The organism is Pseudoalteromonas 'SMAR' (assembly GCF_048515945.1).
In the GTDB taxonomy this organism is placed as follows: domain Bacteria; phylum Pseudomonadota; class Gammaproteobacteria; order Enterobacterales; family Alteromonadaceae; genus Pseudoalteromonas.
The window spans coordinates 29,056-42,139 of record NZ_JBLWMW010000017.1 but is presented as its reverse complement, the minus strand read 5'-3'; the positions used below and the strand labels follow the sequence as shown (position 1 = coordinate 42,139).

The 13,084-nt window shown below is 48.0% G+C and carries 7 protein-coding genes; 6 read left to right on the top strand and 1 reads right to left on the bottom strand.

Annotated elements, in window-relative coordinates:
• Positions 1-2: 2 nt before the first annotated feature.
• The 5 genes from metH (at position 3) to ACNKW2_RS09055 (ending at position 9,333) form a co-directional block, all read left to right on the top strand.
• Positions 3-2,630 (top strand): methionine synthase, encoded by a 2,628-nt coding sequence (gene metH / locus ACNKW2_RS09075; protein ID WP_419148270.1) that lies wholly within the window; start codon positions 3-5, stop codon positions 2,628-2,630.
• A gap of 155 nt (positions 2,631-2,785) precedes the next feature.
• The gene (locus ACNKW2_RS09070) at positions 2,786-3,670 is read left to right on the top strand and encodes a type 2 periplasmic-binding domain-containing protein (RefSeq protein ID WP_419148269.1); all 885 of its coding nucleotides are present in this window, start codon (positions 2,786-2,788) and stop codon (positions 3,668-3,670) included.
• Positions 3,670-5,505, top strand: coding sequence for a GGDEF domain-containing protein (locus ACNKW2_RS09065; RefSeq protein ID WP_419148268.1), 1,836 nt, complete (start codon positions 3,670-3,672; stop codon positions 5,503-5,505). The genes ACNKW2_RS09070 and ACNKW2_RS09065 overlap by 1 nt, the downstream gene beginning before the upstream one ends.
• Before the next feature lie 80 nt (positions 5,506-5,585).
• Positions 5,586-8,090 carry an ATP-dependent helicase HrpB gene (gene hrpB / locus ACNKW2_RS09060; protein ID WP_419148267.1) on the top strand — a complete coding sequence of 835 codons (2,505 nt, stop codon included), beginning with the start codon at positions 5,586-5,588 and terminating at the stop codon, positions 8,088-8,090.
• A gap of 142 nt (positions 8,091-8,232) precedes the next feature.
• On the top strand, positions 8,233-9,333 hold the full coding sequence (locus tag ACNKW2_RS09055; RefSeq protein ID WP_419148266.1) for a hypothetical protein: 1,101 nt from the start codon (positions 8,233-8,235) through the stop codon (positions 9,331-9,333).
• 67 nt (positions 9,334-9,400) lie between these two features.
• Here the strand turns inward: ACNKW2_RS09055 and ACNKW2_RS09050 are convergent, their stop codons facing one another.
• Entirely contained in the window at positions 9,401-11,815 is a 2,415-nt protein-coding gene (locus tag ACNKW2_RS09050; RefSeq protein WP_419148265.1) for an EAL domain-containing protein, read from the bottom strand.
• Positions 11,816-12,117: 302 nt separating this feature from the next.
• On the opposite strand from ACNKW2_RS09050, the gene ACNKW2_RS09045 reads away from it, so the two are divergent.
• A complete protein-coding gene (locus tag ACNKW2_RS09045) occupies positions 12,118-13,083 on the top strand; it encodes a GGDEF domain-containing response regulator (protein ID WP_419148264.1) in 966 nt (321 codons plus the stop codon).
• Position 13,084: the final 1 nt, after the last annotated feature.

Sequence of the window (13,084 nt, the reverse complement as noted above, 5' to 3'; positions counted from 1 at the left end):
CCATGACCCAAACTGCAGTATTTACCAATGTTGGTGAACGGACTAACGTCACAGGCTCCGCACGATTTAAACGCCTGATTTTAGAGGAAGATTACGAAACGGCATTGGAAGTAGCCCAAGAGCAGGTGGAAAATGGCGCGCAAATTATTGATATCAACATGGATGAAGCCATGTTGGACTCCAAAGCCGCCATGGTTAAATTTCTTAACCTGATTGCTTCTGAGCCAGACATCTCCCGAGTGCCTATTATGGTCGACTCATCAAAATGGGAAGTCATTGAAGCTGGGCTCAAGTGCATTCAAGGCAAGGCCATTGTTAACTCTATTTCGCTTAAAGAGGGCGAAGCGCCTTTTATTCAACAAGCGAAAACCATTAAGCGTTTCGGCGCTGCCGTGGTGGTAATGGCGTTTGATGAAGACGGCCAAGCGGAAACAGCCGACAGAAAATATGAGATCTGTGCTCGCTCCTATGACATCTTGGTGAAGCAACTTGGCTTCCCGCCAGAAGACATTATTTTCGATCCTAATATTTTTGCGGTGGCCACGGGGATTGAAGAGCATGACAACTACGCTGTGGAATTTATTGAGGGCACGCGGCGCATAAAACAGAATTTACCTCACTGTAAGGTATCGGGTGGAGTGTCGAATGTGTCTTTCTCTTTTCGCGGCAACAACCCCGTGCGCGAGGCCATTCACTCGGTGTTTTTATATCACGCCATTAAAGCGGGTATGGACATGGGGATAGTCAATGCCGGGCAATTGGCGGTGTATGATGACATTCCCAGCGAACTGAGAAATGCGGTTGAAGACGTGATCCTCAATAAAGACCCCGGCGCTGGTGAGCGCTTAGTGGAGCTTGCGCCAAAGTACTCTGGTATGGCGCAAGCCGAGAAACAAGAGGACTTAGAGTGGCGCAGCTGGCCGGTTGCTAAGCGCTTAGAGCATGCCTTAGTGAAAGGGATCACCGAGTTTATCGATGAAGATACCGAAGCTTGTCGTCAGCAATTTGATAAGCCCATTCAGGTCATTGAAGGGCCGTTGATGGACGGCATGAATGTGGTTGGCGACTTGTTCGGTGCTGGTAAAATGTTTCTTCCCCAAGTGGTGAAATCGGCGCGCGTGATGAAGCGAGCTGTGGCTTACCTTGACCCTTTTATTGAGGCGGAAAAAGAAGAGGGGGCGACCAATGGTAAGGTGATCATGGCCACCGTTAAAGGCGATGTTCACGATATTGGTAAAAACATCGTGGGAGTGGTATTGCAATGCAATAACTACGAGGTGATTGACTTAGGGGTGATGGTACCGGCAGAACAAATTCTGCAAACCGCCATTGATGAAAATGCTGATGTTATTGGCCTGTCAGGGCTAATTACGCCGTCACTGGATGAAATGGTGCATGTGGCAAAAGAAATGACCCGTCGTGGTTTCGACATTCCGCTGTTAATTGGCGGTGCCACGACCTCAAAAGCCCATACCGCGGTAAAAATTGAGCCGCAATACCATCATGGTGTGGTGTATGTGAATAACGCCAGCCGTGCGGTGGGAGTGGTATCAAACCTATTGAGTCAATCACAAAAGCCGGAGTTTTTAGCTAAAACCACCGCTGAATATGAAAAAGTGCGAGCCCAACAGGCGCGCAAAAAGCCCCGCTCCAAGCCGGTATCCCTTGCCCGAGCACGAGACAATGCGGTCAACATTGATTGGCAAAACTACACCCCTCCGGTGCCTAACAAGCTTGGTATTACTGAGTTCAAAGACGTCACAGTCGAGACGTTACGTGATTATATTGATTGGACTCCTTTTTTCATGACGTGGTCGTTAGCTGGAAAATACCCGCGCATTTTAAGCGATGAAGTGGTAGGAGAAGAAGCGCAAAAGCTCTTCCACGATGCCAACGCTATGTTGGATGATTTATCGCAGTCAGGGCGTTTACAGCCACTGGGGGTCATTGGGTTATTCCCAGCCAACCGCGTTGGCGATGACATTGAAATTTATCAAGATGAGCATCGCGATAAAGTGCTATTAAGGTCGTGTCAGCTGCGTCAGCAAACCGAGAAAAGCGACTTTCCTAATTATTGTTTGTCTGACTATATCGCGCCAAAAGGGACTCCTGATTATTTTGGTGCTTTTGCAGTGACTGGGGGCTTGGAAGAAGATGACTTGGCGGCCGCGTTTGATGCTCAGCAAGACGATTACAATAAAATCATGATCAAAGCCGTGGCGGATCGCTTAGCCGAAGCCTTTGCTGAGTACCTGCATGAGCGTGTACGTAAAGAGTATTGGGGGTTTGCAGCGGATGAAGCGTTAAGTAACGAAGAACTTATCCGTGAAAACTACCAAGGGATCCGTCCAGCGCCAGGGTATCCTGCGTGCCCTGAGCACACCGAGAAACAAAAAATTTGGCAGCTGTTAGATGTCGAAAACCGTATCGGTATGAAGCTGACCAGCTCCTATGCCATGTGGCCTGGAGCTGCGGTATCAGGGTGGTATTTCTCTCATCCTGAGTCAAAGTACTTTGCGGTAGCCGGGATCCAAGCCGATCAGGTAGCAGACTATGCTGACCGCCAAGGCATGAGCCTCGCAGAGGCTGAGCGCTGGTTGGCGCCAAACCTTGGTTATGAGCCGCAATAATAAGCTTAGGCCAGTTTCAGAGCTCTGTGACTGGCCTAACTGAGGTTTAGCCATTCAACCAAAGTTATTAATTTATGTGTTTTTATGGTTAACAAAAGCACAGTGTTTCCAGTATACTGCCAAAATCCATTACGATATTTGAGCTACACACAATAATGGCAAAACTGGGGTTGTGGTTATTTTGTTTGTTGTCGGCACCGAGTTGGGCGAATAATCAACTGGTGGTTGATATTATTAGCAGTGAAAACTTCAGCCAGCGTTATCAGCAGTTTTTAAATGGCAAACATGTCCTCGATGTTGATACCTTTTACCCCTCCACCAAAGGTTCTCACATCGAAATCGTAGAAATGGTGCTGTTACAACAGGCGCTGTTTCTTGGCGGTGAAACACGAGAAGTAGTATTTCGGCCTAAACCTGCAACCAACATCCTCGAATTTTCTGACTTACTTTCGGGTGACAGTTTGATTTTGGCCCGCTCTGTGTGGCATGAAAATATTGTTGATTTCCGTGGCTCTGTGTACATCTCCGAACCCGTGGTTGAGTTTGGTGATTACGAAGCCGGCTTGTATGTCAGTGAAGACAATGTGGCCGCACAACAAACCCCTTTTTCGCAATTGAAACAATTAAGTGTGGTGTCTAATCCGAGGTGGCAAGTGGATTGGCGGGCGTTATTAAACACCGAGCTCAACTTGGTGAGCTTTATTGGTCCTTGGGAGACCATGCTCACCATGGTTGAAAATGAGCTGGTGGATGCCATGTTGGTGAACTTTAGTGTCAGTGATGAGCTGACCTTAAACTACGCGGATAAAAGCTATGTGCCCATTAATGGCATTAAAGTGGTGTTGCCGGATTCTCGCCATTTTGTGGTGAGTAAGAATCACCCTGAAGGTGCCGCGGTATTTGCGGCGTTAAATCGCGGCTTAGCAACATTGCGCCAGCGCGGTGTGTTAAAAAAAGCCCTAGTGCAGTCTGGCTTTATTAATCCCCAAGTGGCCAATTGGCAAGTGGCTAATCACAGTATGTTGGTTGAGGAGCAGTGATGCCATTACGTTGGTTAGCGGTGTTGTTACTGGTTGGAAAGGCGTCTGCGTATACCTCAGCGCTAGACTTAGCGGAACAATTTGTTGAGCTTGAAGCCAAGGTCGAGGCAAATTACGACTTGCACTTATTGCCAGAGGTTAAAGCGCAAAAACAACAAGCAAAAGGCCAAGGTCAGCAAGCGTTGTTACTCCAGCTGCTGTTACTTGAGGGCAGTATTGTACAGCATTATGGTGATTATGAGCGCGGTCTCGAGCTGCATAAACAGGCATTGCAATTGGCTAATCAATTAGGTGATGCCGCACTGAAAGTTAAAGCGTATTTGGCCATTGCGCATTTAGATATTGATTTAGAAAACCTAAAACACGCCCAAGACTACCTCAATAAAGCCACGCAGTTGGCCGCACAACTGCACACAGCCAATCAACTAAAAGCGCAAGTGGCACTGTGGCAGGCGCGACTTTATGTCAATAAAGGTGCCTATCGCTTAGCATTGCAACACAGCAATATCAATTTACAAAAAGTGGATAACAAAACAGCCAATCGCATTCGTCTTACCCGTGCTCAAGCCTATCTTGAACTTGGCCAATACCCGCAAGCCGAGGCACTACTCGCTCACATTGGTCGCAGCGAGTCGGTGGCGCAGGATCAACAAATGCGTATTACAAATGCTTTATTAGCGGCACGGGTACAATTGCAAGCAGGAGAGTTTACCGCGGCGATTGACATGGCTGAGCAAGGTTTACAAGAAACCTTAGGCACGCGCTTCTTACAGCAGCAATCGCAACTGCAGTGGACCTTAGCTTCGGCCTACGCTCAACTAGGTAACTACGCTGAGGGCTATCGTTTTTTGAAGCGTTTTTCATTGACCAAACGCGCGTTAAACCTACAAAAACGTAATAACAAACTGTTAAAGCTCGAGGCGCAATACGCCTTAGCGCAACAGCAGCAAGCCGTAAGCGAGCTTGAGCGAGACAACGCCATTCAAGCCAAGCAAATTTTAGCCCATCAGCAACAGCTGGAAAACGCCCAGCTCACCCAACAGCGTTGGTTGCTAGTTGCGGTGTTAGCGCTTACGCTGGTGCTGGTTTTTTACTGGCGCTGGCAAAATCGCCGTTACACCAAGTTACTCGAACAACAAGTGGCGCAGCGCACTGAAGAGTTGGCTGAGCGAAATCAAAGGCTACAAACACTCAGCTTTACCGATAGCCTCACGGGGTTAAGTAACCGCCATCATTTTTTTAGTGTGATCGATGGTACCGTTGCAGCAGTGGATCAACGCGTACAACAAGCAGGCCCCGATGGTCGGAGCGATTTAGTGTTTGCCATCATTGATATTGATCACTTCAAAACCATCAACGACAGCTATGGCCATGCCGCAGGAGACATCGTACTGCAAGACTTCGCTGCTATTTTAAAGCAGTGTACTCGGGAGTCTGATTTACTGGTTCGTTGGGGCGGCGAAGAGTTTTTATTGGTAATGAACGGCACCGAGCGCCAGCGTGTTGCCACCGTCATTGAGCGCATCCGGCAACAGGTTGAGAGTTACCCATTTATGGTGAACGATCAACCGATTAATTGCAGCTGCTCAATTGGCTTTGCAGCTTACCCCTTTAATCTAGCACACCCACAGCAACTCAGTTGGGAGCAAGTACTGGAAGTGGCGGACGCTGGGTTATATGTCGCCAAAGCCTCGCAGCGTAATGCTTGGGTCGAAATCACGGCGGGTAACACCGGCGCGTTGTCAGCCGAACAGCTCGTCAAACAAGCGCAGCGTTTACTGCAGCAGGGGCAGCTTAAGGCGAACAGCAACCTAAAGGCATTGCAATTTGACTGAATACGCTGAGAATGACTCCCTTTCGTAAGCGGCTTTGGTATACTCAGGCCATAAAGAATAAGCAATAGAAACGGCCCGCTTTGTTACCCATTGAAGAGTTTATCCCGCAAATACACGCCATTCTAAGTGAGTCAAACCGCCTGGTGCTGCAAGCCGAGCCCGGAGCCGGTAAATCGACAGTGGTACCACTGAGGTTACTACAAAGCAATCTGGGTGATGGCAAAAAAATCATTATGCTGGAGCCGCGCCGCGTTGCGGCAAAGTCTATAGCCACGTATTTGGCGCAGCAATTGGGTGAGCAAGTCGGCGAGCAGGTGGGGTATCAAATCCGTAATGAGCGTAAGTGTTCCGCCCAGACGCGCTTAGAAATTGTTACCGAAGGGGTGCTTACCCGGCGTTTGCAGGCCGACCCTGAGCTGCCCGATGTTGGTTTGATTATTTTTGATGAGTTTCATGAGCGTTCCATTCATGCTGACTTAGCATTGATGTTGACCTTTGAAGTACAGCAAGCTTACCGTGAAGATCTGAAGCTGTTGGTGATGTCGGCCACCATTGATAGTGAGCAAATTTCTGAGTATTTGGCCGGCGCTCAGTGCTTAGCTTGCCCTGGTAGAGCGTACCCAGTGGCGGTGGAATATCGGCCAGCAACAGAGCATTTTCTAGCTGAGCAAGTGAGCAGTGCACTTAGGTATGCACTGAGCTTGGCAGACCACGGTGACATCTTGGTGTTTTTACCGGGCCAAGGAGAAATTAAGCGTTGTATTGCAGCGTGTGAAAGAGTGGTAAACGCAGATATTCGCTTACTGCCCCTATATGGTGGCTTACCGCTTGCAGAGCAAGAGAAGGTTTTTAGGCGTCGAAAAGGAGCAGGACGACGGGTTATATTTGCCACCAACATCGCGGAAACCAGTTTAACCATAGATGGCATTACCATGGTCATTGACTCGGGGCTTGAAAAGCGTCTTAACTTTGATGTGAAAAGTGGTCTATCGCGATTGCAAACCGCGATGATCTCTAAAGCCTCAGCGACACAACGAGCAGGGCGTGCAGGGCGCTTGCAACCCGGTCACTGTGTGCGCTTATGGCGTGAAAGCGAGCAGCAAAGGCTGAGTGACTTTCAAACGGAAGAAATCGTCACCACCGAACTGACGAACTTAACCTTAGAACTTAGCGCTTGGGGGATCACCCAGTACCACGATGGCCATTGGTTAACACCGCCACCGAAGCAGCACTATGTGGTGGCGACTGAACTCAATCAGGCCCTGGGACTGGTGGATATTCACAATAAGATTTTGCCAATGGGAAACCGGGCTTTATCTTTGGCGGTGGAGCCTCGTCTTGCCAGCATGATGCTACAAGCCAAAAGCAGCACAGAAAAGCAGCTGGCCTGCTGGCTTGCGGCATTGTTAAGCGAGCGCGATGTGACGCTTAACGCCAGCGGTAGCGATCTAATAGAGCGGTTGTTGCTGGTGCGGGAATACAGCGAAAAGAAATCCACTGCCAGCAGCCATATGCTGCATCGTGGTAGTGCCGAGCAGGTACTCAAGCTGGCCAAGTCTTTTGCGGCTAAACTGGCCGTTAATCACAGCATCACCAGCATCCCGTTGGCTGAGATGCAGCTGGCGGCGGCCGAACTACTCTTACATGCCTACCCAGACCGGGTGGCCCAAAAGCGTCCGAGCAATGATAATCGCTATCTACTCGCTAACGGCAGGGGAGTGACTTTACGGGAGGGTGACGCCTTGCAAGGATCGGCGTTTTTAGTGGTATGTGATGTCGATGGCAAAAATAAAGACGGCACGGTATTTTTAAGCTGTGCCATCAGCCAAGAAAGTTTGCTGACCCAGCTGCGACCGCACCTACAACGAACCACCCACTATCGCTTAGACGATAAAAAAGAGTCTATTGTGGGGCGTGAGCAGGTCAAATATCAGGCCTTAATTTTGCAACAGCAAAACCTCAGCAGCATTCCTAATAGCGAGTTTCAAGCGTGTGTTCGCGATATTTTGACTTCTGAAGGCTTAGATATGCTGAACTGGACAGCCAAAAGCAAGGCGTGGCTGGCGCGAGCAAAATGGCTAGGTAGCCAGTTGGAGACGTTTCCGGCTATCACAGAAGCCACCCTCATTGCCGAGCTAGACACTTGGTTGCTGCCCTATTTAAATAATGTCAGTTCGCTCAAGCAGTTAAAACAAGTCGATATCTTTAATTTGTTACAAGCGCTGCTGGACTGGCCACAGCAACAATTGTTAGAGCAGCAAGCGCCGGAATTTTATCTTACGCCAAGCAACAAGCGTATTGCCATTCGCTACGATGCCCATCAAGGGCCCACGGTGGCGGTGGTATTGCAAGAAATGTTTGGTGAACTGGAGGCTGTGATGCTCGCCAATGGCCAAGTGCCAGTGCGGTTTGAGTTATTATCACCGGCACAGCGACCCATTCAAACCACCAGTGATCTAGCAAACTTTTGGCGCACCTCTTATTATGACGTGGCAAAGGACATGCGTGGCCGCTACCCTAAACATCGCTGGCCTGATAACCCCTTAGTAGAAAAGCCTGGACGCTCAATGAAAGCGAAGCACTAAGTACCTTTTCTTGTTTGTAAAATACTCAACCGAGCGCTAATGTGGGTGTCTAATTTACTTGAAGATAATGATGAAATAGCGAATTGTGCAATTACTTATATGGGCTAGGATGACAGCTCAATGCGCGTGTAGGCATGAATAGATGAAAAATAAAGCGATATTGATCACTGTATTGGTACTGAGTTTGGTGTTACTGAGCTGGTTGCCACAGTTTAATGTGGCGATGAGCCGCTTTATTGATGAGGCGTTGCTGCAATCTTCTGTGGTCTATGCCGCAGCACGGGCGGTCAATGGGGCTATCTCGTTATTGCAATCGGCTGAGGTAGGTATTGGGGTGGCAAGTATACAACCGGCACAACTGCTCGATCCCATTAATGATCTGGTTGAATACATATCAGATATTATGCAAATTGCTATAGGTTCGTTATTTATTCAGCGCATGCTCTATACCATGTCGACCCACGTGTTGTTTAGTGTCGCTTTTACTTTGTCGGCACTGGGCTTTTTGCTTTGTTTATATTATCAAAAGTGGCAACGCCTCAGTAGCCGGTTATTAGCCACCATGTTACTGGTACGTTTTGTGGTGCCCTTTGTGGTATTGGCCACCGGGTTATGTAGTCAGTTACTACTAGACCAAGAAATAGACAAGCAAAGCCAGGTGGTTTCGCGCACCGTGGATGTGTTTCAAACGCAAGCGCACACTACACGGGCGCAACACACCAAAATCACTGCCAAAGTGAATAATCAAAAGCAGTTACATCAGCAGCAAATAGCCGAGCTCACTGAGCAGCAAGTTCTACTGCATGGTGAAGCGAGTGAACTCTATGGTGACATTGCCACCATAGAGCAACAAGTGGCCGCCGCGCAGGCAAATAGGAGCCTGTCTGAATGGTTAACCTTCACCCAAACTGAACAGGCCAAGCCGTTGATCGCCAAGCAACAGCAATTGGCCAATGAAAAAGCCAAATTAGAAGCGCAAATCGCCCTATTGAATCAACAAAAAGATCGCCATCTGAGCGCCATAAAGCGCCTCGAAGATGAGCTTCAAGGCGACAAGCAAGGAGTGTGGAGCCGGGCTATTAAGGCGGTTTCAGGGGGCATAGATGAGCTAGTGCACTCGGCTGAATCCTTGTTTATCGACTTCTTAAACGTGGTGTCGCTGCTGCTATTAAAGCTGCTATTGATGCCACTGCTGTTTTTCTACCTTGCCAGCAAAGCCTTTAAGGCGATTTGGCAGGTTTAGCACCCCACTAAAGGGGATACATGAACAGGCTGCTCCGGCGTGTAGAACGGTTCAGCCAGTAACACCACTAATTGAGCTCGCGATTTAGTTCCTTGCTGAGGTAGCTTTTAAACGCCGCAACAGCGGCCGGTTTGGAGAAATAGTAGCCTTGCCCTTGAGAGCAGCCCATGTCGATAAGTGCCTGCTGATGTGCTTGGGTCTCTATGCCCTCGGCAACCAGCTCCAGCCCTAACGATTGCGCAAGCAGCGTCACCGTTTGCACGATATCGCGGTCTTGCTTATCTTCGAGCATATCCATGACAAAGCTTTTATCAATCTTCAGGATATCCAGTGGCAGGTATTTAATATACGACAGGCTGGAGTAGCCAGTGCCAAAATCGTCTATTGCAATGGTGATCCCAAGCGCCTTTAATTCATCCAGTAGGGCTTTGGTTTCATCGTAGCTTTCTAGTAATGTGGTTTCGGTGATTTCAAACTCCAGCACCTCGCCCTTAAGCTGATGCTGCTGAAGAATGGCTTTGGTGGTGGCAATAAAATCCGCTTTATGGAGTTGCTCGGCAGAAATATTCACGGCAATACGAAGAGTTACACCTTGTTGTTGTAACTCTTTTGCCAGCATCACAGACTGCTCTAGCACAATATCGCCAAGCCGGTGAATGAGCCCGGTTTGCTCCGCCACCGCAATAAATTCATCGGGAAAAATCAGCTGGTTGTCTTTGCTGCGTAAGCGCACTAGGGCTTCGGCACCGGTAATGTCACCACTGCTGAGCTTCACCTTAGGTTGAAAATGCACTTCAACACGCTGATTTTCTAATGCATCGCGCAGTTGGGTTTCTACCGCTTGCCTGGCCTCAATACGCGTTTCTAATTCGCTAGAAAAGAACGATAAACGATTTCTGCCTTCCTCCTTGGCGCGAAACATAGCGGCATCGGCGTGAGCCATCATTTGCTCAACGTTGTCGGCGTCGTTGGCGTATATACTGGCACCAATGCTCACGGTTAATCTTAAGGTTTTTTGCTCCACTTGGTAGGGTTGGCTTAAGTCATGCAAAACTTGATTGGCAAAATTGAGGCACTCATCTAAGGAAGTTAAGTCAGGGAGTAACACCACAAATTCATCGCCACCAATACGGGCAACGGTGTAATGGTCCAAGGCCCCAGCGCGTAGACGTTTGGCTACTTCTTGAATAACGAGGTCGCCGACACTGTGGCCTAAGCTGTCGTTAATGTACTTAAATAAATCCAAATCAATCAGTAACAAGCCAACACTTTTTTCGTGGCCATCGGCACTGATAATGGCTTGATGAATTCTATCATGAAGTAAAATACGATTAGGTAGATCCGTCAGTTGGTCGTAGTTGGCAAGGTGTGACATCTTAATGGAGAGGGCGACAAACTCGCTGACATCATGAAAAACAATGATGGCACCAGTCAGGTGGCCATATTCATCGTGAATGGGAGCGGCAGAGTCTTCTACGCGATAAATGCGCCCGCCATAACCCACCAGTTGGCTATTCAGCGCCATGGCCACCACACGTTGTTCTTTAAGGGCTATTCTTATTGGGTTTACAATGGCTTCTTGACTGGCAGCATCTTGTAAGGTCATGACCTCTTCAATAGCGTGCCCTTCAGCGTGGGCAGCGACAATGCCTGTCATCGACTCGGCAATGGGGTTCATAAAGGTAACGCGGCCATCAAGGTCAGTGGCAATAACTGCATCGCCAATAGAGCGCAACATGATGTTGAGCTTTTCTTTTTCACCTTGCAATGCCAGCTTGGCATTTTTTATTGCGGTGATGTCCGTTAGAGTAATAATGTGGCTTTCGCTTTCGCCAAAACGCTTTTGCACCGACACTTCAATGTGCTCTATGCCATTACTAGGTTGCGCTAAGCTGACATCAAATATGCGGGCATTGTTATGCCCTAAGTTATTCTTAATAGCATGCGCTAGGTCGTCTGGGAACACCTCAAAAAGCTTCTTACTGTGCACTCTGCTGCTGTCTTGGTTAAACCAGCGTCCAGTTGTGTCGTTGCAAAAATTGCACTCTAGTGACTTATCCCAATGCGACACAAACACCGGGATTTTAGCAACCAGCTCATGCAAGTCTTTTCTGGCTTGAATAATCGCGGCCTGTTGTTGCCGTAAGCGTAAATGGTTTCTTACCCGTAACTGGCAAGTGACCGCATCAATGGGCTTACTAATAAAGTCAACGCCGCCCAGCTCCAATGAATAATGCTCGTAATGACGTTCTTGGTGACTGGTGATAAAAATCACCGAGGGCTTGGGGGCTGCACTTAGGCGTTTAATGTGATCAAAAACCTGAAAACCATCGATGCCGGGCATTTCAATGTCTAACAAGATGAGATCGTATTCATTGTCTTTAATGCCCTCAATGGCCGCTTCACCACTGTCACAATAACTGACGTGCCCAAGCGGCAAGAGTATGTCTTTAAGTGCAATAATCACCCCCGGGGTCATCATCAATGACTAAGAGTTGCGGTTCTTTTTCTTGACTGTCATTGAACAACATTGCGCGTCCTTATATAACCTACTAAGCTCAAGTTATGGTTGGTTTTTTGTACATCCTTTAATAAAGCCTCGCAGTATTTCCTTTATAAATCAAGAAAAGTCGACTATAACTTTAGGCGATAAGTGGATTAAAAAATAACTCATTGCTTTAAAAGGTCTTATCAGCCTTTAGCGATGCCCAATTTTACGAGTAATTGCATGGCTTAAACGGAGTTGAATATTTTTAATGTAATAAACGTTAATAAGGATATCTAATGCTCGATGTCGCTGCTTCAACTGTTGCTAAAAATAAAATTTCTCATGCTCGTGTGTTGGTCTTAGATGACGATCTGAGTAGCTGCTTGATTCTGGCGGATTTTCTCGGCCAATTTTGCCACGTTGATCACCTTACAGAGATGACAGACATCCACGAAGAGCTTGACCGCTATAAGCCCGACCTTATTCTGTTGGACATTTTTTTTGGCCCGCATTCGGGCATTGAGATTTGCAAAGCCATAAAGCAGTCGGCCTTGCATGCGGATATTCCTGTTATTTTTATTACCGCCGCCATTGAACAAGAAGAGTTGGAGGACTGCTGGCAGGCAGGGTGTGTCGACTTTATTTCTAAACCGTTTAGTTTTACTACCCTGACCAACCGGGTAAAAGTGCATTTATTACTGCGCTTTCAGGCGCAAATGCTACAAGAAAAAAGCTACAAAGATGGCCTCACTGGACTTTACAACCGCACTTACCTTAGTCACGTTTTTCCACTGCACTACGCTCAATGTCAACGCGAGGGGGCGCCACTGACGATATTGCTGTTAGATATTGATTGGTTTAAGCGCTATAACGACCAATATGGTCATGTGCAAGGAGATGACTGCATTGTTGCGGTGGCAGAGGCCATCGTCAGTCAAACTCGCCGGCCTTTAGACATGGTTTTTCGCTATGGTGGCGAAGAATTTTTGTGTTTGTTACCTAACACAGACAGCAAAGGGGCTGAAAACATCGCTAAGCAAATACTCAACACAGTACGCGAGCTTGACATTCCCCATCAACAATCTGATTTTGCTACTGTCACGCTCAGCATAGGTGCATACACCTCGCACAGTAAAGAAACTCAAGCGCTCACCGAGTTGGTGGAGCTTGCCGACCAAGCGCTTTACCGAGCCAAAGCGCAAGGGCGAAATCAATATTGCCGTACGGAAATAACTGCAGAAACGCTCCTTACTAAGGAGTAAC